General features: G+C 63.4%; 16 protein-coding genes. 15 read left to right on the top strand and 1 reads right to left on the bottom strand.

Annotated elements, in window-relative coordinates; genetic code table 11:
- Nucleotides 1-63: 63 nt before the first annotated feature.
- The 13 genes from E2F43_RS15290 (at nucleotide 64) to E2F43_RS15230 (ending at nucleotide 14,450) form a co-directional block, all read left to right on the top strand.
- Nucleotides 64-1,542, top strand: a complete 1,479-nt coding sequence (locus E2F43_RS15290; RefSeq protein WP_133214161.1) for an NAD(P)H-hydrate dehydratase — start codon at nucleotides 64-66, stop codon at nucleotides 1,540-1,542.
- Nucleotides 1,539-2,018 (top strand): tRNA (adenosine(37)-N6)-threonylcarbamoyltransferase complex ATPase subunit type 1 TsaE, encoded by a 480-nt coding sequence (gene tsaE, locus E2F43_RS15285; protein WP_275259683.1) that lies wholly within the window; start codon nucleotides 1,539-1,541, stop codon nucleotides 2,016-2,018. The genes E2F43_RS15290 and tsaE overlap by 4 nt, the downstream gene beginning before the upstream one ends.
- 34 nt (nucleotides 2,019-2,052) lie before the next feature.
- Entirely contained in the window at nucleotides 2,053-3,357 is a 1,305-nt protein-coding gene (locus tag E2F43_RS15280) for an N-acetylmuramoyl-L-alanine amidase (protein WP_133214159.1), read from the top strand.
- 313 nt (nucleotides 3,358-3,670) lie between these two features.
- Nucleotides 3,671-5,548 carry a DNA mismatch repair endonuclease MutL gene (mutL, locus tag E2F43_RS15275; protein ID WP_133214157.1) on the top strand — a complete coding sequence of 626 codons (1,878 nt, stop codon included), beginning with the start codon at nucleotides 3,671-3,673 and terminating at the stop codon, nucleotides 5,546-5,548.
- A gap of 13 nt (nucleotides 5,549-5,561) precedes the next feature.
- The gene (gene miaA, locus E2F43_RS15270) at nucleotides 5,562-6,608 is read left to right on the top strand and encodes a tRNA (adenosine(37)-N6)-dimethylallyltransferase MiaA (protein WP_133214155.1); all 1,047 of its coding nucleotides are present in this window, start codon (nucleotides 5,562-5,564) and stop codon (nucleotides 6,606-6,608) included.
- Between the two features lie 154 nt (nucleotides 6,609-6,762).
- Complete coding sequence (gene hfq / locus E2F43_RS15265) at nucleotides 6,763-7,011, top strand: RNA chaperone Hfq (protein ID WP_066052834.1); 249 nt, start codon at nucleotides 6,763-6,765, stop codon at nucleotides 7,009-7,011.
- Nucleotides 7,012-7,067: 56 nt separating this feature from the next.
- The gene (hflX, locus tag E2F43_RS15260) at nucleotides 7,068-8,339 is read left to right on the top strand and encodes a ribosome rescue GTPase HflX (RefSeq protein ID WP_133214153.1); all 1,272 of its coding nucleotides are present in this window, start codon (nucleotides 7,068-7,070) and stop codon (nucleotides 8,337-8,339) included.
- A 292-nt stretch (nucleotides 8,340-8,631) separates the two neighbouring features.
- Nucleotides 8,632-9,801, top strand: coding sequence for an FtsH protease activity modulator HflK (gene hflK, locus E2F43_RS15255; RefSeq protein ID WP_133214151.1), 1,170 nt, complete (start codon nucleotides 8,632-8,634; stop codon nucleotides 9,799-9,801).
- 2 nt (nucleotides 9,802-9,803) lie between these two features.
- Complete coding sequence (gene hflC, locus E2F43_RS15250; RefSeq protein WP_133214149.1) at nucleotides 9,804-10,679, top strand: protease modulator HflC; 876 nt, start codon at nucleotides 9,804-9,806, stop codon at nucleotides 10,677-10,679.
- A 205-nt stretch (nucleotides 10,680-10,884) separates the two neighbouring features.
- On the top strand, nucleotides 10,885-11,076 hold the full coding sequence (locus E2F43_RS15245; protein WP_133214147.1) for a DUF2065 domain-containing protein: 192 nt from the start codon (nucleotides 10,885-10,887) through the stop codon (nucleotides 11,074-11,076).
- A gap of 9 nt (nucleotides 11,077-11,085) precedes the next feature.
- Complete coding sequence (locus E2F43_RS15240) at nucleotides 11,086-12,252, top strand: ATP phosphoribosyltransferase regulatory subunit (protein WP_133214145.1); 1,167 nt, start codon at nucleotides 11,086-11,088, stop codon at nucleotides 12,250-12,252.
- 310 nt (nucleotides 12,253-12,562) lie between these two features.
- Nucleotides 12,563-13,858 carry an adenylosuccinate synthase gene (locus E2F43_RS15235; protein ID WP_133214143.1) on the top strand — a complete coding sequence of 432 codons (1,296 nt, stop codon included), beginning with the start codon at nucleotides 12,563-12,565 and terminating at the stop codon, nucleotides 13,856-13,858.
- 166 nt (nucleotides 13,859-14,024) lie between these two features.
- On the top strand, nucleotides 14,025-14,450 hold the full coding sequence (locus E2F43_RS15230) for a hypothetical protein (RefSeq protein ID WP_133214141.1): 426 nt from the start codon (nucleotides 14,025-14,027) through the stop codon (nucleotides 14,448-14,450).
- 56 nt (nucleotides 14,451-14,506) lie between these two features.
- Here the strand turns inward: E2F43_RS15230 and E2F43_RS15225 are convergent, their stop codons facing one another.
- Nucleotides 14,507-17,773 carry a hypothetical protein gene (locus tag E2F43_RS15225; protein ID WP_133214139.1) on the bottom strand — a complete coding sequence of 1,089 codons (3,267 nt, stop codon included), beginning with the start codon at nucleotides 17,771-17,773 and terminating at the stop codon, nucleotides 14,507-14,509.
- Nucleotides 17,774-18,089: 316 nt separating this feature from the next.
- Here E2F43_RS15225 and E2F43_RS15220 point away from each other — a divergent pair, with 316 nt between their 5' ends.
- Together E2F43_RS15220 and E2F43_RS15215 are read left to right on the top strand one after the other, a co-directional pair.
- Nucleotides 18,090-19,016 (top strand): phosphoenolpyruvate carboxykinase (ATP), encoded by a 927-nt coding sequence (locus E2F43_RS15220; RefSeq protein WP_133214137.1) that lies wholly within the window; start codon nucleotides 18,090-18,092, stop codon nucleotides 19,014-19,016.
- Nucleotides 19,013-20,929, top strand: coding sequence for an asparagine synthase-related protein (locus tag E2F43_RS15215; protein WP_133214135.1), 1,917 nt, complete (start codon nucleotides 19,013-19,015; stop codon nucleotides 20,927-20,929). Before E2F43_RS15220 ends, E2F43_RS15215 begins: the two co-directional genes overlap by 4 nt.
- Nucleotides 20,930-21,019: the final 90 nt, after the last annotated feature.

Raw genomic sequence — 21,019 nt, 5'->3', positions numbered from 1 at the left:
ATCGGTTCCCGGCGGGGCGATAGTCCGCCTTGACGGTTCCCCGCGACAGTGACGGAGATTTTAGTGGATACGGCCAGTTTCGAAGCATTGTACACCGCGCAGCAGACCCGCGCCCTCGACCGTTGCGCTATCGATGAGCACGGGCTGCCGGGCATTACCCTGATGTCGCGGGCGGCCAACGCCGCTTTCGACAGCCTGCTCAATACCTGGGCCGACCCCGAGTGCGTACAGGTGCTCTGCGGTACTGGCAACAACGGCGGCGACGGTTTTCTCATCGCCGACCTGGCGCACAAGCGCGGCATTCGCACCCGGGTCTTGCAGGTGGGTGATGCGGATAAAATTGGCGGTGATGCGCTGCTTGCCCGCAACCAGGCGCTGGCCAACGGGGTAGAAATCCTGGACTTTGAGCCGGGCGCGGTCATGTCTGCCGGTGTGCTCGTCGACGCCCTGCTGGGGACTGGCCTGGGGGGCGATGTCCGGGGCGCGTACGCTGAGGCGATCGATGAAATCAACGCCGCCGACGTGGCAGTGCTGGCGGTGGATATCCCTTCCGGGCTTTGCTCTGACACGGGCCGGGTGCTGGGCCGGGCGGTGCGGGCTGAGCTGACCGTGACCTTTATCGGTCTCAAGCGCGGCCTGTTCACCCTGGAGGCCGGGGATCACACCGGCGAACTGCAGTTTGCCGACCTGGGCGTGCCGGCCCAGGTGTACCGACAGGTCCCTTGTGACAGTTACCGCCTGGAGCTGGAGCCGCTGTTGGAGCTGCAGCCGCCGCGTCCCGCCAGCGCGCACAAGGGCCTGTACGGCACGGTGCTGGTGGTCGGTGGTGACTACGGTATGGCGGGGGCGGCGGCGCTGGCAGCGGAGGCCGCCCTGCGCTGTGGTGCAGGCCTGGTAAAGGTGGCGACCCGGCCCGAGCATGTTGCCGCGCTGGTGGCGCGCGCGCCGGAAGTGATGGCCCGAGGGGTGGAGTCCGGCGAGGATTTACAGCCTCTGCTGGAGTCCGCCGATGTGCTGGTGGTGGGTCCCGGCCTGGGCCAGTCGCCCTGGTCGGAGTACCTGTTCCAGGTGGCGATGAAGAGCGGCAAGCCCCTGGTGCTGGATGCCGACGGGCTCAACCTGCTGGCCGCCGGCAAGGCGGCGCCGCGGCCCGGGATGATAATTACCCCGCATCCCGGCGAAGCGGCACGCCTGCTGTCCTGCAGCAATGCAGATATTCAGTGCGACCGCTTTGCTGCCTGCCGCGCCCTGCAGCACAAAACCGGCGCGGTGGCAGTGCTCAAGGGCAATGGCACCCTGGTAGCGGATGCGCAACAGCTGTTGCTTGGCGATTACGGGAACCCCGGCATGGCCAGCGGGGGCATGGGTGATGTGCTCAGCGGGGTGATCGGCTCGCTGCTGGCCCAGGGCGCCGGACCGCTGGAGGCAGCGGCCCTTGGCGTCTGCCTGCACGGCGCTGCTGCCGACCTCGCCGCCGGGGAGGGCATGCGTGGCCTGCTGGCCTCGGACCTGATGCCCTGGTTGCGGGAGTTGCTGGGTTGAGCGGGGAGCAAATCGTGTGGCAGGCCGATGACGAAGCGGCCATGGTGGAATGCGGTAAGCGGTTGGCGGCGGCCCTGCAACCGGGTACGGTGGTCCACCTCCAGGGTGAACTTGGCATGGGCAAGACCACCCTCAGTCGCGGCATCGTCCAGGCGCTTGGCCACCGGGGGGCGGTCAAGAGTCCCACCTATACGCTGGTGGAACCCTACGAGCTCGGGGAACTCACCCTGTACCATTTCGATCTATACCGGCTGGGCGATCCCGAGGAGCTGGAATTCATGGGAATCCGTGATTATTTCACAAGCGACTCGATTTGCCTGGTGGAGTGGCCTGCCAGGGGGCTGGGCGTTTTGCCCCCGGCGGATTTAGTGATTAACATAGAACGCAAGGGCTTGGGACGTCGGCTGCAGTTGGACGCCAGTACCGCCAGGGGACGAGCGGTATTGCAGCGTTTACAGGCGGGCGCCCGACCATAACGTCAATAACAATCGCACAGCGCGCGGGAGTGACATGGGCAGGGCGTGGATCGGGGCGATCCTGGGTTGGCTGGTGGCCGGCGCCGCGATGGCGGCGGACGTGCACGACGTGCGCCTGTGGCGGGCGCCGGACCACACGCGCGTGGTGTTTGATCTCACCGGTCCCTCGGAGCACAATCTCTTTGTCCTGCAGAACCCCACTCGCATCGTGCTGGATGTCACCGACACCCGGCTGAAAACCAATCTCTCTGATCTCCAGCTGGATAACACCCCGATTCGCCAGGTGCGTTCGGCGGTGCGCGAGGGGGATGACCTGCGCATCGTCATGGACATGAGTGCCAGTGTGGACCCGCGCAGCTTCTCACTGAAGGCGAACGAGAAAGCCGGCGATCGCCTGGTGGTGGACCTTTTCGACCAGAACGCGACGGCTGCCAAACCGGCGGTGAAGAAAACCGCCCAGCAGGGCAGCAAGCGCGACATCATTATCGCCATCGATGCCGGTCACGGTGGCGAGGACCCGGGCGCACTGGGCCCGGGCAAGCGCCGGGAGAAGGATGTGGTACTGGCGATCGCCCGGGAACTGCACCGCCTGTTCCAGGCCGATACCGGATTTGCGCCCACCCTGATCCGCACCGGCGATTACTACATCAGCCTGAAGGGACGACGTGACCTGGCCCGCCAGCGCCAGGCGGACCTGTTCGTGTCCATCCACGCCGACGCCTTCAAGCGCACCGAAGCCAACGGCGCTTCCGTCTACGCCCTGTCCACCAGCGGCGCCACCAGTACCGCGGCCCGCTATCTGGCCCAGCGCGAGAACGCCGCCGACCTGGTGGGTGGTGTTCGTCTCTCGGACAAGGACGACGTGCTCGCCGGGGTGCTGGCAGACCTGTCCATGACCTCCACCCTGGATGCCAGCCTGCAAGTCGGCACCCAGGTGCTGCGCAATGTCGACAACGTGGCCAGGCTGCACAAGAAAAATGTGGAGCAGGCGGGTTTCGCCGTGCTGAAGTCGCCCGATATACCCTCGATCCTGGTGGAAACCGGGTTTATTTCCAATCCCACGGAAGCCAAACGGCTCTCCACCAGCAGCTACCAGAAGAAGATGGCCAGCGCCATTCACGCCGGGATCAGGAGCTATATGCTGGCCCATCCTCCCTCGGGCACCCTCATCGCCTGGAACAAGGCCCAGCGCGGGACCGAGTACACCATTGCCAGTGGTGATACCCTGTCCGGAATCGCCCAGCGTTTCAACGTGTCACTGTCGACGCTCAAGAGCACCAATGGCATCCGTGGTTCGAAGATCATGGTGGGACAGAAGCTGACCATTCCTGCGACCTGATTTCGTCATCTTAGCGAATGAGGTGAATTGCGCAGCAAGAGAAGGTGCCCTGGGGCAAGCGGGAATCCCGTGATCTCCCTGTTTTTGGCTTCAACGTCCCTGGATTCCCGCGTGCGCGGGAATGACGGGGCTCGCTATTGCGTTCATTCCTCGATCCAGGGATTGTGCGCACACAAACTGCTCCCTGAAGTAGCCCACCACCCCAAACATCCAGTAGTATCCCCCACACACCCGCAGATACTGGGTCCCCGCCTGCGCGGGAATGACAAGAGTCAGGTCACGCGGGGCAGCTTCACGCCGGAAAATGTTACCTATGTCCAAAATCCATCGCCTCTCCACCCGCCTGGCAAACCAGATCGCCGCCGGCGAGGTCGTCGAGCGCCCGGCATCGGTGGTCAAGGAAGTGCTGGAGAACAGCCTGGACGCCGGCGCCACCCGGGTGGATATCGAGGTGGAAGCAGGGGGCGTCAAGCTGATCCGGATTCGCGACAATGGCCTCGGTATCGAGGCGGATGACCTGCCCCTGGCCATGGCCCGCCATGCCACCAGCAAAATCAGCTCGCTGGAGGACCTGGAGGCGGTCGCTAGCCTGGGCTTTCGCGGCGAGGCCCTGGCGAGTATCGGCTCGGTTTCCCGCCTGACGCTCACCAGCAACGCCGCCGAGCAGGGCAGCGAGGGCAGCTCCGCCGCCTGTGAAGGGCGGGAGATGGAGGTGGTGACCAGACCCGCGCCCCATCCCCGGGGCACCACGGTTGAAGTGCGCGACCTGTTCTTCAATACTCCCGCCCGGCGCAAATTCCTGCGCACGGAAAAAACCGAGTTCAACCACCTGGAAGAGGTGGTCAAGCGGCTGGCCCTGTCCCGCTTTGATGTCGCCTTCAGCCTGCGCCACAACGGCCGCGGCATTCACCAGCTCAAGGCCGGCACCGGCCAGGTGGAACAGCAGCGGCGGGTGGCCAGCGTCTGTGGCCCGGCCTTTATGGAACAGGCCATTTATATCGAGAATGAAGGCGGCGGCCTGCCCTCCGGTAGTCTGAAGCTCTGGGGCTGGGTGGGATTACCCACGTTCTCCCGCAGCCAGGCCGACCTGCAGTATTTCTTCGTTAACGGGCGGGTGATTCGCGACAAGCTGGTTGCCCATGCGATCAAGCAGGCCTACCGTGACGTGCTTTATCACGGTCGTCACCCGGCGTTCGTGCTCTACCTGGAGGTGGATCCTGCCCAGGTGGATGTCAATGTGCACCCCACCAAGCACGAGGTGCGGTTCCGGGATGGCCGCAGCGTGCACAACTTCATTTTTTCCAGCCTGCACCGGGCGCTGGCCGACGTGCGACCCAATGACCAGTTGCCGCCCAACACGGTGCGCACCGGCGATGGGATGGCCATCAATACCGAAACCGGGGAGATCAGCACCCAGGGCGGGCTGGCGTGGGGCGCGGAACAGGGCGCCGCGGTGGCCGACGCGCCGCCGCGGCAGGGCCAGCTGGGGCAGGGGTTCGGCCCCCGCTTCAGCGCCAATCCGGGCCTCGGCAGCCAGGGTAAGGACCAGATGGCGGCCTATGGCCAGTTACACCCGTCACTGCCCGAGCAGGGACGTGAGGAGGATGTTCCCCCGCTGGGTTATGCCCTGGCCCAGCTCAAGGGCATTTACATCCTGGCGGAGAACGCCGCCGGACTGGTGCTGGTGGACATGCACGCCGCCCACGAACGCATTACCTATGAGCGCCTGAAAGCCTCCCGCGATGCCGAGGGCATTCGCAGCCAGCCCCTGCTGGTGCCGCAATCGGTCGCCGTGAGCCAGCGCGAGGTGAACGTGGCGGGCGAGAACGCCGAGCTGTTTCGCGCCATTGGCATGTCGGTGGATGTGGCCGGCGAAGAGGCCCTGGTGATCCGCGAGATCCCGGTGGCGCTGCGCGATTCTGACGTGGAGCAACTGTTGCGTGACGTGCTGGCGGATCTGATCGAGTTCGGCAGCTCAGAGCGTATAGCGGCCCATATGGATGAAATTCTCTCTACCATGGCCTGCCACGGCTCGGTGCGCGCCAACCGGCGCCTGACCGTGCCGGAAATGAACGCCCTGCTGCGTGACATGGAGGAAACCGAGCGCTCCGGCCAGTGTAATCACGGCCGCCCGACCTGGACCCAGCTGGGGCTGGACGAGCTGGACAGGCTGTTCCTGCGGGGGCGCTGACAGCAACCATTCCATGGCCTCCTCCAAGCCTCCGCTGATCTGCCTGATGGGCCCCACGGCCTCGGGCAAGACTGACCTTGCCATCGCGCTGGCGGGCCGGCTCGACTGCGAGCTGATCAGCGTCGACTCGGCCCTGGTCTACCGCGGCATGGATATCGGCAGCGCCAAACCCGACTATCCCCATCACCTGGTGGATATCCGCGACCCCGCCGAGCCCTATTCGGCGGCGGATTTTGCCGCCGATGCCAACCGCCTGGCGGACGAGATCACCGCCCGTGGCAGAATTCCGTTGCTGGTGGGCGGCACCATGCTCTACTTCAAGGCCTTCCTGGAGCCACTGGCCACCATGCCCGCCGCCGACCCCGGCCTACGTGCCGCCATAGAGGCAGAGGCGGAGCAACTGGGCTGGCCGGCTATTCACGCCCGGCTGGCCGAGGTTGACCCCGAGTCGGCGGCCAGGATCCACCCCAATCATTCCCAGCGACTGGCCCGGGCCCTGGAGATTTACCGCAGCACGGGCCGCACCCTGACCGAATGGCATGCCGACTCGGGTGCGGGTGGCCTGGACGATCCCCACGGGCGCTTTGCCATTGCCCAACTGGCCATTTGCCCCCGCGAACGCAGCGTGCTGCACCAGCGTATCGCCCTGCGCTTCGAGCAGATGATGCAGGCAGGCTTCCTGGAGGAGGTGCGAGCACTGCACCGGCGCGGCGACCTCAGCCCAGACCTGCCGGCGCTGCGGGCAGTGGGCTATCGCCAGCTGTGGCAGTACCTGGAAGGGGAGTGTTCGCTGGAACAGGCGGTGGAGCAGGGGGTGGCCGCCACCCGCCAGCTGGCCAAGCGGCAACTGACATGGCTGCGAAAATGGCGCGATCTTGCGTGGATATACACCGATCAAGCGGGGAACATTGAGGAATTTGTGCTGTCCAACAAGGGCGGTGAGGGGGCTTCATCACCGTCATTCCCGCGCAGGCGGGAATCCAGCGACCCGAGTAGTCGGCTGATCGGCCAAAAGCCGCTCCAGGCCGCCTTGAACTATTTGGGGTATGCCCCCATGTAGAATCTTGCGGATGCACTATAATGCGTTCAGTGGTAACGAGGGCCCGCAGCTCACATCACGTCGCCCCCAGGGGAGCGAGTCAACGTCGATGTAGGGAAGAAGGCCAGTTTTTCATTTTTTTCGGCTCGAGTTGAGCCTGCCAGGAGATATAGCCATGTCAAAGGGGCACACGCTACAAGACCCTTACCTCAATATTTTGCGTAAGGAACGCGTTCCTGTATCCATTTACCTGGTGAACGGAATCAAGCTGCAAGGGCAGATTGAATCCTTCGACCAGTTCGTGGTGCTGCTGAAAAACACCGTCAGCCAGATGGTGTACAAGCACGCCATTTCTACCGTCGTACCCAGCCGGGTTGTGCGTCTGCCGATGCAGCATCCCCCGGAAGAGGGCGGTGACAGCTAAGAGCGTGACCTGCGGCCGCCGCGGCGGCCGCCCAGGGGCCCCCATCAGAGGTAGTCTTGTTTTTTGACCGACCCGATTCCGGGGAGCGGGCAGTGCTCGTTCACCTGAATCTCGACAGCGAATCAGAGCGGGAAGACCCCCGTGAATTTGAAGAACTCGTGCTTTCCGCAGGAGGGGATCCGGCTGCCTACGTGATGGGCCAGCGCACGGCTCCCCACCCACGCACCTTTGTCGGCTCGGGCAAGCTCGAGGAAATTCGCGACGAGGTGAATCTGCACGAGGCGGAAGTGGTGATGTTCAACCACGTGCTCAGCCCCAGCCAGGAGCGAAACCTGGAGAAGGAGCTCGAGTGCCGGGTAGTGGACCGCACCGGGCTGATCCTCGATATTTTCGCCCAGCGGGCACGCACCCACGAGGGCAAGCTGCAGGTTGAACTGGCCCAGTTGCAGCACGTCAGCACACGACTGGTGCGAGGCTGGACCCACCTGGAGCGGCAGAAAGGCGGCATCGGTTTGCGCGGCCCGGGTGAAACCCAGCTGGAAACCGACCGCCGCCTGCTGCGGGCGCGTATCAAATCCATTACTGCCCGGCTGGAAAAGGTCCGCAAGCAGCGTGACCAGGGCCGTCGGTCCCGCAAGCGCCAGGAAATCCCCACGGTTTCCCTGGTGGGATATACCAACGCCGGCAAGTCCACCCTGTTCAACTGCCTGACCGAGTCCGGCGTCTACGCCGCCGACCAGCTCTTCGCCACCCTGGACCCGACCCTGCGCCGGCTGGAACTGGAAAATGTGGGACCGGTGGTGTTGGCCGATACCGTGGGATTTATCGCCCACCTGCCACACAAGCTGGTTGAGGCCTTCAAGGCCACCCTCGAAGAGACCCTCAACGCCGACCTGCTGCTGCACGTGATCGATGCCGCCAGCGATGAGCGCGAGGACAACATCTACCAGGTGCAGGAAGTCCTGCAGGAAATCGGTGCTGACCAGATTCCCCGACTGGAAATTTACAATAAGCTGGATCTGCTGGAGCAGGTGCCGCGTATAGACCGTAACGCCGACGGTCAGCCCGCGCGGGTCTGGCTAAGCGCGGCCACCGGCGCGGGGGTTGAGCTGTTATTGCAGGCGGTGAGCGAACTGGTGGGCCAGGACATGGTCAACGAGGAACTGGAACTGGCGCCGGACCAGGGCGGGCTGCGGGCCGCGCTCTATCGGCTGGGCGCCGTGGAATCTGAACAGTATTCCGACGACGGCAAAGCCCACCTGCAGGTGCGGCTGCCCCGGGCGGACTGGAACAGATTGATGAAAAAGGGGCCGGAGCCCCTGTTTTAGTCATCCCCGGTCGCCTTATCAATCACCGTTCGTCATCCCCGCGTACCAGGTGAATTGCGAAGCAAGAGAGGGTGCCCTGGGGTGCAAGGTGAATTGCGAAGCAAGAGAAGGTGCCCTGGGGTGCAAGGTGAATTGCGAAGCAAGAGAAGGTGCCCTGTGGTGGGCGGCAAGGCAGGTGCGGTCAGGGTTCGCCCTGTCCGGGGTGCGACTGCGCTGGAATGAGTGGGTTGCGAATGACCCGCCCCGACAAAAATTTGTTAGACTCTTCCGACTTTGAACACAGGAGTAGATTATGGCCTGGAATGAACCGGGTGGCGGTAACAATAAAGGCCCCAAGGATCCCTGGGGCGGCGGAGACCAGGGGCCACCTGATCTCGACGAGGCCCTGCAGAAACTGCAGGAGAAACTCGGCGGAATTTTTGGTGGCAAATCGGGCTCAGGGGGTTCCGGCGGCGGTGGCGGCCCGGCCTTCTCGGCTCCGTTGCTGGGGGTGCTGGCGCTGGGTGCGGCGGTGGTCTGGGGTCTGATGGGTTTCTACCAGATCGACGAGCAGGAGCGGGCGGTTGTGCTCCGCTTCGGTAAGTACCTGGAAACCGTGCAGCCGGGTCTGCAGTGGAACCCGCCGCTGGTCGACGAGGTGATCAAGGTCAACACCACCAAGGTGCGTGCGGCCAGTTTCCGGGAGATCATGCTCACCCAGGACGAGAATATCGTGGAGGTGAACATGTCGGTGCAGTATGTGATCAACGATCCCGACAAGTTCGTGCTCAAGGTGCGGGATCCGGAGATTTCGCTGCAGCATGCCGCGCAGAGCGCATTGCGCCACGTGGTGGGTGACACCGGGATGGACCTGGTGCTGACCGAAGGTCGTGCGAAAATCGCCAGCGATGTGCAAACCCGCTTGCAGGAATATCTCAACCTTTACGAAACCGGCATCCTGGTGAGCAAGGTCAACGTCGACGACTCCAAGCCTCCCAGTCAGGTGCAGGCGGCGTTTGACGACGTGATCAAGGCCCGCGAGGACGAGGAGCGGGTGAAGAACGAAGCCCAGGCCTACGCCAACGGTATCGTGCCCGAGGCCCGCGGTGGCGCCCAGCGGCAGATCGAGGAGGCCAACGCCTACAAGGAACAGGTGATCGCCAACGCACAGGGTGAGGCAGATCGCTTCAGCAAGCTGCTGGCGGAGTACCGCAAGGCACCGGAAGTGACCCGCGAGCGCCTGTACCTGGACGCGATCCAGAACGTTTACGGCAACACCAGCAAGGTGATGGTCGACGTGGAAGGGGGTAACAACATGATGTACCTGCCCCTGGACAAGCTGGCGGAACAGAGCCAGCAGCGCGCCGTCCGCGCACCCAGCCTCGACAGCAACACGCTGCGCGAGATCACCAACATGGTCACCGAGCAGCTGCGTCGTGACGCCGCCGCCTCGGGTTCCACCAGTCGTCGGGGAGGTCGCTAATCATGTCCAGCCGTAATATGACAATTCTGGTTTTGCTCGCTGTAGGTATCTTTATCGTCAGCAACGCCCTGTATGTGATCAAGGAAACCGAGCGCGGTGTGCTGCTGCGCTTTGGTGAAGTGGTCAACCCGGACATCAGCCCGGGACTGCACTGGAAGATTCCCTTCGTCAACAACGTGCGCAAGTTTGAAGGGCGTGTGCTGACGGTGGACTCACAGCCTGAGCGCTTCTTTACCCAGGAGCAGAAAGCGCTGATTGTGGATTCATACGCCAAGTTCCAGGTTTCCGACACGGCCAAGTTCTACACCGCCACCAACGGTGAAGAGGCCCGCGCCGCCGGACTGTTGGCCCAGCGTATCAACGACGGCCTGCGTAACCAGGTCGCCGTGCGTTCGGTGCAGGAAGTGGTCTCCGGTGAGCGCGACCAGCTGATGGAGGACATCACCCGCGTACTCAACGACGTGGCGCTGGCTGAACTGGGCGTGCGCGTGGTGGATGTGCGGGTGAAAAAGATCGACCTGCCGCCAGACGTGTCCGAGTCGGTCTACCGGCGGATGAACGCCGAGCGCGAGAAGGAAGCGCGCGAGCTGCGCTCCCAGGGCCAGGAGCTGGCAGAGGGTATCCGCGCCGCGGCGGACCGGGAAGTCACCGTGATTATCGCCAACGCCTACAAGGAATCGGAGCAGATTCGCGGTCAGGGCGACGCCCTGGCAACGAGCATTTATGCCGACGCGTTCAACCAGGACCCGGAGTTTTATTCGTTCACCCGCAGCCTCAGGGCCTACCAGGAATCATTCCAGGGCCAGGGTGACGTGCTGCTGCTCAAGCCGGACAGTGAGTTCTTCCGTTACCTGAAGGATTCGAAAGGGGGCAGCTAAGCCCCCTGACCCGGCCAGTCCTGTGCCAGGTCCAGGGCCTGTGAATGGGCCTCCCTGAGGTCAGGCCGGGAGCGGCGATAAGCCAAAAAACACCAATACTCCGCCCACCGAATGTGGTAGCATCCCGCAACCGTGGGATTCGACGTTTGAGCCACAAGCGCCGGACCCACGGTTTTTTGTGTCTGGCGCATTCTGGGGAGAAAGTTTGGACTTCTGGCAAGTGCTCCCGGTGGCTCTGGCACTGGTTTTTATCATTGAAGGCGCGATGCCTTTCATCAGCCCCAACCACTGGCGCAACATGCTCGCCCTGGTGGCGCAGATGGATGACCGCGTGATTCGCAGGATTGGCCTCGTCAGCATGCTGTTCGGGCTTGGCCTGCTTTATTTGGTGAATTGAAGGCTATAAATGACATCGGTTGATCGCTGGCAACTGCCCGACGGGATAGAAGAAGTCCTTCCCGCACAGGCCGCCACCGTGGAGCAGCTTCGCCGCCGACTGCTGGATATGTTCCGTAGCTGGGGCTATGAGCTGGTGATTCCGCCGCTGGTGGAATTCACCGATTCCCTGCTCAGTGGCCTGGGCCAGGACCTGGACCTGCTTACCTTCAAGCTCACTGACCAGCTTTCCGGCCGCAGCATGGGCGTGCGTGCCGATATCACCCCGCAGGTCGCCCGCATTGATGCCCACAGCCTGGCCCCGCAAGGGGTGTCCCGGCTCTGCTACGCCGGGTCCACCCTGCATACCCGACCCAAATCCCTGATGGCGTCCCGCTCACCAATCCAGCTGGGTGCCGAACTCTATGGCGACGACAGCCTGGCAGCCGACGTGGAGGTGATCCGCCTGATGCTGGCGACCCTTGACGAGGCCGGGCTGCAGCCCTCCTGTACCCTGGACCTGGGCCATGTCGGTATCTACGAAGCCGTGCTCGCCAGCGCCGATTTGAATGCTGAACAGGAGGCCGTGATTTTCGACTGCCTGCAGCGCAAGTCGGTGCCCGACCTGATGCAGGCCCTGGACGAGGTGCCGGAAGACATTGCCACCCTGATTATCGGCCTGGTGGACTTGCACGGTGACGACGAAGTGCTGGCGGCTGCCCGCGAACTGTTCGCCGACCGTGCTCCCGAGGCCTTGGCCGCCGTGGATGAGCTGCAGGATGTGGCTACCGATATCCGTCGCCAGCGCCCGGACCTCCCTGTTTATTTCGATCTCGCGGAACTGCGTGGTTATCACTACCACACCGGGATCGTGTTCGCCGCCTATGTGCCCGGCCACGGCCAGGCCCTGGCCAATGGCGGACGCTACAACGGCGTCGGCGAGGTGTTTGGCCGCTCGCGGCCGGCCACCGGTTTTGCCACTGACCTGAAGGCATTGATGGGCCTGTTGCCTGCGGGTGACGCCGGGCAGGGGGCGATCAGTATGCCGGATGTTGATGACACGGAACTGCTGGCCAGGGTTGAAGAGCTGCGCCAGGCAGGTGAGATAGTGATCAACAACCTCGGTGGTGAGCACGATAGTCGCTGTGATCGGGAGTTGGTAGAGAGCGGTGGAAACTGGGAAGTCCAGGATCTATAGCAAGCGAGAGTATGTCGTCATCCCCGCGGTGATCGGGAAATGGCAGAGAACGGTGGTAACTGGCAAGCCCAGGCGTGATAGCGGCAAAGTATGTCGTCATCCCCGCTGTGACTGGGAGTTGGTAGAGAACGGTGGTAACTGGCAAGTCCAGGCGTGATAGCAGCGAAGTATGTCGTCATCCCCGCGCAAGCGGGGATCTAGTGTCACCCGGGTTAATGCCCCGGGACACGGGAAGCAGGTTTGAATGCCCCTGGATCCCCGCTTGCGCGGGAATGACGGGGCCACATGGAAACAGTAACGAGCAACACACATGAGCAAAAACGTAGTGGTCCTCGGCACCCAGTGGGGTGATGAGGGTAAAGGCAAGATCGTAGACCTTCTCACCGACCAGGCCAGCGCCGTGGTGCGTTTCCAGGGCGGGCACAATGCCGGCCATACCCTGGTGATCGATGGCGAGAAAACCGTTCTCCACCTGATACCCTCGGGCATTCTGCGGGAGCATGTGCAGTGCCTGATCGGCAACGGCGTGGTACTGGCGCCCGACGCGCTGCTCAAGGAAATGGCTGAACTGGAAGCGAAGGGTGTGCCGGTGCGGGAGCGGCTGAAAATCTCACCTGCCTGCCCCCTGATCCTGCCCTACCACGTGGCCCTGGACCTCGCCCGCGAGGCCAAGCGGGGCGCGGAAAAGATCGGTACCACCGGTCGCGGTATCGGTCCCGCCTACGAGGACAAGGTCGCCCGTCGCGGCCTCCGGCTGGGCGACCTGCAGGACCGGGAACGCTTCGCCCGCAAGCTCAGGGAAGTGATGGAATACCATAACTTCGCGCTGGAGCATTACTACCACGCCGAGCCGCTGGATTACGACAAGGTGCTGGAAGACACGCTGACCATGGGCGAGCAGCTCAAGCCGATGATTGCCGACGTCACCGCCATTCTGCACGAGTGCCGCAAGACCAACGCCAAGATCATGTTCGAGGGAGCCCAGGGCTCGCTGCTGGATATCGACCACGGTACCTATCCCTTCGTGACCAGTTCCAACACCACCGCCGGCGGCACCGCCACCGGCTCGGGCTTTGGCCCGCTGTACCTGGACTATGTGCTGGGAATCACCAAGGCCTACACCACCCGGGTCGGCTCCGGTCCTTTCCCCACGGAACTGTTCGACGAGACCGGCGCCCACCTGGCCAAAAAGGGCCACGAATTCGGTGCCACCACGGGGCGTCCGCGCCGCTGTGGCTGGTTCGACGCGGTGGCCCTGCGCAACGCGGTCAACATCAACTCGGTCAGCGGCCTGTGCCTGACCAAGCTGGACGTCCTGGATGGCCTGGAATCCATCCGCATCTGTGTGGGTTACGTCTGTGAAAATGGCAACCCGGTACCCAACCCGGTTGATTCAGACGACTATGAAGGCCTGCACCCGCTCTACGAGGAAGTGCCCGGCTGGAGTGAATCCACCCTGGGGGCCCAGTCCCTGGACGCTCTGCCCCAGGCGGCCCGGGACTACATCAAGAAAATCGAGGAAGTGGTGGGCGCCCCCATCGATATCATCTCCACCGGCCCGGACCGCAGGGAGACCATCGTGTTGCGTCACCCCTTCGATGCCTGAAGCCACCTCTCAGATTATCGTCACCCCCGCGCAAGCGGGGTCCTGCGCCGCAAACCGCCCATAAATCGTTAGCGACCACTCATCTAAAATTGCTGGCCAGAAATGATTGCCGGGGTCTACACTCGATAATCAGACGGTAAATCAATTATTCGGGGGAAGGATTCCCATGATTGAGACGTTCGTACTCGCCGCTGCGCTCGCCGCCGGCATCGTGTTGTTTCTTCGGCTGTTCGCCCACAAGCGTCAGCCCAGGGTCCGGTCTGCGCCCGTTTACCAGGCCTCCAGTCACTACAAACAGGTAAAGCCAGCCGCCCGCAGCCAGTACCGGGCGGTGTCATGCAGTGGTCCCTGCCCGGCGGTCAGGAACCTGGACGGCAAACGCTTCCTGGAGCGCGAGGCGCCGTCCCTGCCGTTGCCGGGCTGCACCGCCGCCCGCTGTGACTGCGTGTACGTGCATCACGAAGACCGCCGTTCCGGCAGAAAGGACCGGCGTGGCCTGTCCCAGATCGAGCGGGAATTCTTTGACCATTCAGGCAAGCCCAATCGACGCATGAGGCGCGGCCGCAGGGCGTCGGATCTGGCGGTCGCCTGAGGGTTGGGCCCGGTTCTGCGCACCGTGGCAGGCGCCGCACGAAAATTATTCGGATTCTAGCTGGATTGCTTGCGCCGCTGCCGCCGCCACAGGGCCAGCAGGCCCAGTCCGATACCGCCGGCGCTGGCCGCTATCGCCAGCCACAGCGGATTCACCGGCACCGGAATCGGTTCGCCGCCAATCCCGAAGGGCAATACCAGGACCACGGCCCAGTCACTGTCGGCGACGGGGTCGCCACTCTCATCGCTACCCGCCATGGCGATGGTGTCGCGGTGCAGGCTCGCGTTGTCGCCGCTCACCACACCGGGAAACTCGCAGCGGTAGGTCGCGGCCGCCGCGATCACCTGCGGGGTTGCGCAGTTACCCTGGCCATTGAGGTCGCCATAAACATCGTCCACCAGGCTGGTCATCGTCAACGTCTCGGTGGCCGAGGTATTCAACACTTCCGCAGTGAAGGTGACCGTGCCACCCGGTGCCCTTACCGCGACCGGGTCGGCTGTCTTGGTCATCTCCACCCGTGGCAGCAGGCCCAGAATTTCAACCGTGGCGCTGTCGGCGCCCTGTACGGGATAACCGCCGGTCGCTTCGCCACTGGCGGTCACGGTGTCGACCACTTCAGTGCCGGCCACGCCGGTGACGTTGGCGCTAAAGCTGCAACTGTAGCGACCCCCCGAGGGCGCAAGCACCTGCCCGTTGGCGCAATTGGTGCTGGTGATATCGCCCGCGACGGCGGTGATGTCGCCGTAGATGTCATCGACCAGGCTGGTGATCGTGATCTGTGCCGAGGGGGAGGTGTTGATGGCCTCCACGGTGAAAGTCACCGGCCCCCCCGGACTCTGCACAGTGACCGGATCGGCGGTCTTCAGCAGCGCCAGGCTGCTGGCGCCTGGCGTGATGGTGACGCTGGCGTCATCGCTGTCGGTGACGGTCTCGGCGCAGGCGGGCGGGGCACAGGCAAAGACGGTGATCACGTCCGTCACCACGTCCCCCTCGCTACCGTCAACGGCGCCGGAGAAGATACAGACCCGTGACTGGCCCGCCGCCAGCAGAAACGGCAGCGGGCAATCCCGCAGTGTCGTTACGGGTAGTTTGGCCGGCGCGTTGCCACGGATATCGTAAATATCATCGGCCAGGTCTGTGATCTGGATATCGAAACCGTTGGGGTTGGCGACCCTGAATAGGTAGGTGACGTCTGCCGGCACAGCGTCGACGGGCACGGCGCTCGGCAGGGCCACCTTGGTGACGATCACCGCCAGGGGAGGCGGCGGCTGGCTATTATCCACGATGGTCACGGTCGCCGAATCGGCACCGATCACGATATTCGTCGCATTATCAATCCCGCTGACCGACACGGTATCGGTTACCCCCTCTCCCAGCGCGCCGGTGACGGTGGCGGTGAACTGGCAGGTATAGTTGCCGGCAGGGGGCAGGACGATAGCGGGAGTGAGAGCGCAGGTGGTGGCGGTGATAGCGCCGCCGACTGTCGTGATGTCGCCGTAGGGGGTGTCCTGCATCCCGTTCAGGGTGATCGTGTCCGCGGCCGAGGTGTTCTCCACCGATACGGTGTAGACCACGGGTCCCCCGGCAATTTGCTCGGCCCGGTTCGGGGTCTTGGTGACCGCCAGTGACGAGGGCACATCCTCGATAAACACGGTGGCGAAGTCATAATCGAACTCGCGGCCGCCATCCGCATCGGTGCCGGTGACGCTGATCACGTTGGACTGAAATGCGCCGGGTGGCCCGAGAAATTCCCGGGTGAAGCTGCAGCTGTAGATCTCGGCGGGTGCCAGCGTCTGGCCAACGGCGCAGCTACCCTGGCCATCGAGGTCGCCATAGGGGGTGTCGGCGATGGCATCGATGGTGACCGTATCAACCGGCGAGGTATTCTGGACCTGCAACTCATAGGTGAAGGTACCGCCGGGTTCCGGTAACGATCTCGGTATGGCGGTTTTGCTGACCTCGATGGACGCCGCCACATCCGCGATGCTCACCGCGGCGTCATCGGTCTTGAAATCGATTCCCGGACCATCGGCGGTAATCACGTCGACAACCGGGGGGTCACCGGCGTTGCCGCTGACCAATTCCAGGAACTTGCAGCGCATGATCTCGCCGGGCGCCAGGCTGAATGGCAGGAGCGGACAGTTGCCGACCCCTGACAGGGAGCCGTAGAGATCGTCGTCCAGGGTGGTGATCTCAACCGACTCGGTGTCGGACTCATTGGCGACCAGTACCGAGTAGGTGACCACCTCACCCGGCTCCCTGACCACCGTGGGCGTGACCGACTTGCCCACCAGTATCGAGGCCGGTTCATCGCCAATAATCACCCGGGCCTGGCCCGTGGCGGTGACGATTTCCCCTTCATCGTCTGTGCCCGTCACCGTAATCGTGTCGACCTCGACGTAATCAGGGGGGCCGGTGACCTCGGCGACAAACTCACAGGTATAGCTAGCTCCCGGTACCAGCAGCTGGGGAACCGAGCAGTTGGTCTGGCTGACCGTGCCCTGTACCCGGGTCACGTCGCCGTGCACATCGTCCACCAGGCTGGAGACGGTAATGGGGTCGGTGCCTGTGGAGTTGTTATCCAGGTCCAGGACAAACAGCACATTGCCCCCGGGGGCGGGAAGGTTGCCGGGGAAGGCCAGCTTGAACACCCGCAGGGAGGGGGGCGGTTCCACAATGATCGGCAGGTTGAAATCCGGGTTCAGGATGCACTTGGAACTGGAGGTGGGGAAAAACTGCACCGGGTCCGTCGGGTCGCTGCACACGTCCTGACTGGCGTTACTGCTCCAGGTCACCAGGCCGCTGATATCCACCTGGCCGTCGCCGTCGTTGTCCTGGCACAGCACCTTGTCGAGGGCGACGTCCCGGAAAATTTCCCCGTCCGTTTCACTGACGTCACCGCAGGCGTCGCCGTCCAGGTCGCGATAGCCGCCGAAGCCCGAGTCCCCGTCGAAGGGGGGCTCCAGTGGCACCAGTGCGTCGAGGCTGCAACTGGCGCCGCCAAACACCGGCTCACCGTGATCGCCGCTGAAAATGCCGATGTCGTAGCGCTGGTTGGCCGTGGACGTCAGCCCGACCCGAACCGTTACCGCAATGGTTTCTCCCGCCGTGCATTCGCTGGGGCCGTCGACAATGGCGCTGGAGACGATGAAGTCCCTGGCGGTGCAGAGATTGCCCTGCTCCGGGGCGCTGGGGCAGGCGCCGGCGTGGGCGTCCGGCCACGTGAGGACACTGGCCGCTGTGGTCAGCGCCAGGGTGGCGATGGCGCTGATGAGCGGAAGGCGGATGGTTTTGGTCGCTAGGGGGCGTTCTTGTTGCAGCACCGGGATGCCACCCTTGTCTGGCCTTTCACCACGTTAGCACGCCGGACTGGCGAGAGAATAACTGACCATGGACGCCAGAATGCCGGCGGCCACCGGTGCCACTTTTGCGGCGCTGAACATCGCACTGACCCCTGCTGTGATCTTTTATTCTTTGACTTTAGATCAGTTACGCCTTTCGGGCCAGTGATGAGTGGCGGTAAGTGGCAGCGCCCACAGCGCGCTCCAAAATGCTTTCAGTGGCAGCGACAGTGATAATATACCGGATTGATAACACGCTCCGGCGTATGTCAGCGTCTACCTGTGGATTGGAACACCCTTGCAATACACCATTTTCGATGTGCCGCTGGAGAGCGACATTGCCCTGCCTGAACTGCCGGCTGCGGAGGCCGGAGCACCAAGCCCCCACCTTGGCGTGCGCCTGCATCCCGGGCTCAGGATTGGACAAGTGCGCTGGATACAGCGCTGGTGCAGCTGTGACGGAACCGATTTCCTGCACGTGGGAATGGCCCCTGAAGGCTACTGGCTGCGCTTCCTGGGTCTGCAGGACTTTCTGGTAAGCCTTGACTGCCGTGCGGTTTATTTTGAGCCGAGCAGGACATTGAATGCGTACACCCTGCGGCACCTGCTGGTTGACCAGGTGTTACCGCGGATGCTGGGGCAGTCGGGAGAGCTGATTTTGCACGGGGCGCTGGTGAATTATCACCAGAGAAGTTTTGCCCTGCTTGGGCAGTCGGGGGCGGGCAAGTCAACACTGGCGGCGAGTTTTGCTGCCGCGGGCGGAACCCTGCTGAGCGATGATTGCTTTGCTGTTCGAATCACCTCCCGGGGAGTATCGCTGGTGGGCAACTACGCGGGTGTGCGATTGTTCGAAGACTCGGCAGCCAGAGTGCCTGAACTCGGTGCCTGTATTGGTGACGTGGCCCACTATTCCAGCAAGCAACGCTATTTGTCCCCGGGTGCAGCAGCGCAATTGCCGGCGCCTGGCCAACTGGACGGGATGTTTCTGCTGGAGAAGTCCACCGATCAGGCCATTGATCTCGAACCGGTGGCCGGCGCGGACCAGCTTATGGCACTGATCGAGCAATTGTTCCTGGTCGATCCGGGCAACAAAACCGTGATGCGACAACACTTCGAGACCTTCGACGGTTTATTGGCGGCCAGGCCCGCTGTTTATCGTCTGCAATACCCCCGGCAATTCGATCTGCTTCCCGCGGTGCGCCAGGCCTTAGAGCGCGTATTTTGAGTGCGATTTTTGGCTTGATGACGGCGCAGTCCGCCGATTCCGCAGCCCGCTTCGAGCGGTTGTCCGGCGCCTGCAGACAATGGGGCCCGGATGCGACGTCTGCCCGGCAACTGCCCGGCCTCTGTCTGGGTCAGCACCTGCTCAATACCTCTCCCACGCGGCCGCAGGACGGTGTACTGCACGATGAGCCGGCCGGGCTGGCGGTGGTGGCCGACGCCCGCCTCGATAACCGCAGGGAACTGCTAGCCAGCCTGCGCCTCGACCAACAGGTCGCGGCCTACAGCGACAGCCGGCTGATCCTGGAAGCTTATAAAACCTGGGGTGAGGACTGTGTCAGCCGGCTGATCGGCGACTTTGCCTTTGCCATCTGGGACGAAAAGCGCCGCCGGCTTTTCTGTGCCCGTGATCATCTGGGTGTGCGTCCACTCAACTACTACCTGGGGCCGGGCGGCCTGGCGTTCTGCACGGATGCCCGGGCTATCCGGCAGGCATTCCAGGATAGGATAGGGCTCAATGAAGCCAGGATCGCCGACTTCCTGGTGGTTGAGCTGGAGGGTCTGGATAAGCAGTCGACCTTCTACGCCAGCGTGTACCGTCTTCCGCCCGCTCATGTGCTGACCTATGGCGAGCAGGGGCTGCACATCCGCCAGTACTGGCAGCCGGAACTGCCCACGGAACCCGAGACGGAGTGGTGCACCAACGACGCGGTGGAGGCTTTCGACAGCCTCTATCGCCAGGCGGTGGCCGACCGACTGGAGCCGGGGTCAGGCTGTGCGGCCATGCTCAGCGGTGGCCTGGATTCATCCACCATCGTCGCGCACGCAAGGCGGCTGCGAGGGCCTGACCGCCTGCCGGTGATCTCCGCCCTGGGCAGCAGTGAGCGGGCAGTCCGTGAGCGCCAGCATATCGACCAGGTGGTGGCCCAGGGCGGCCTGGACTGGCACGGTGTGCAGGCTGAAGACCCCGGTAACCTGGAGCAGAAGCTGAACGCCCTGCTGACGAATCCGTTCGAGCCTTTTGACCCGATGCTGATGGTGGCGGCAGTGTACCTGCGGGCCGAACAGGGGCAGTACCGGGTGGTGCTGGATGGGATAGACGGCGACGGCGCCGCTTCGGTCCCCCCCAACTATCCGGCATATCTGATGCGGGCCGGGCGCTGGCGGGAGGCGTTACGCCTCTGCGGGCTGCAGGCCGAAAACACCTATGGCGGCCAGGTCGGGACGCTCTCGCTGAGCTGGCAGAGCACGCGGTTTGCACTTGTGCCCGACCCGCTGCGCCGGCTAAGACGGAAATTCAGTGTGGGCCGGGCCGAGCGCCTGGCACTGGCGAGCAGCCTGGTGAATCGGGAGTTTGCCCGCGATATCGGCCTCGGCCAGAGGCTACGGCAATTGCGGGATTACAAACAGCCCGCTGCAGGCCCGCAGCCGATTGCCCAGTTGAGTATCGATTACCTGCGGCACCCGTATTCTGTGGTGGGCCTGGAGCGCTATCACCGCCTGGCGGCCAGCGTGGGCGTGGAGCCGCGTCATCCGCTAATGGACAAGCGGCTGGTTGAGTTCATGCTGGGCCTGCCCTGGCAGCTGAAAGTACAGGAAGGTTGGAACAAATATCTGATGCGCCTGGCCGCTGAACGGGAACTGCCGCCGGCCATCTGCTGGCGCCGTGGCGCCAACGACCACGTTGGCTGGGACTTCGAGCGCGCCTGGTTGCTGCGTGAGCGCAAGCATATTCAAGAGACCATCGCCGGGTCCCGGGCCTTACTTGCCGGGCGTTTGGATGATGATAAACTGAACGCCCTGTTATCAGGGCTTAACAGCCTGCCGGAAGAGCGGCGGGCTTTTGATGTCGTGTGCACACGCGCCAAAGCGGCTTTCGTACTCGCGTCCTGGTTGCAGCACAACAAGAGTGGATAAACGTGGCAATAAAAGAAACCGACAAGCAATCTCTTACCAGCGCTGCGGCGAGCCAGAGATTGTCCTACAAAACCCCCCGCTTCTGGAATC

The organism is Seongchinamella unica (assembly GCF_004354085.1).
Taxonomy (GTDB): Bacteria; Pseudomonadota; Gammaproteobacteria; order Pseudomonadales; family Halieaceae; genus Halioglobus; species Halioglobus unicus.
This window is presented reverse-complemented; position numbering and strand designations above follow the sequence as displayed.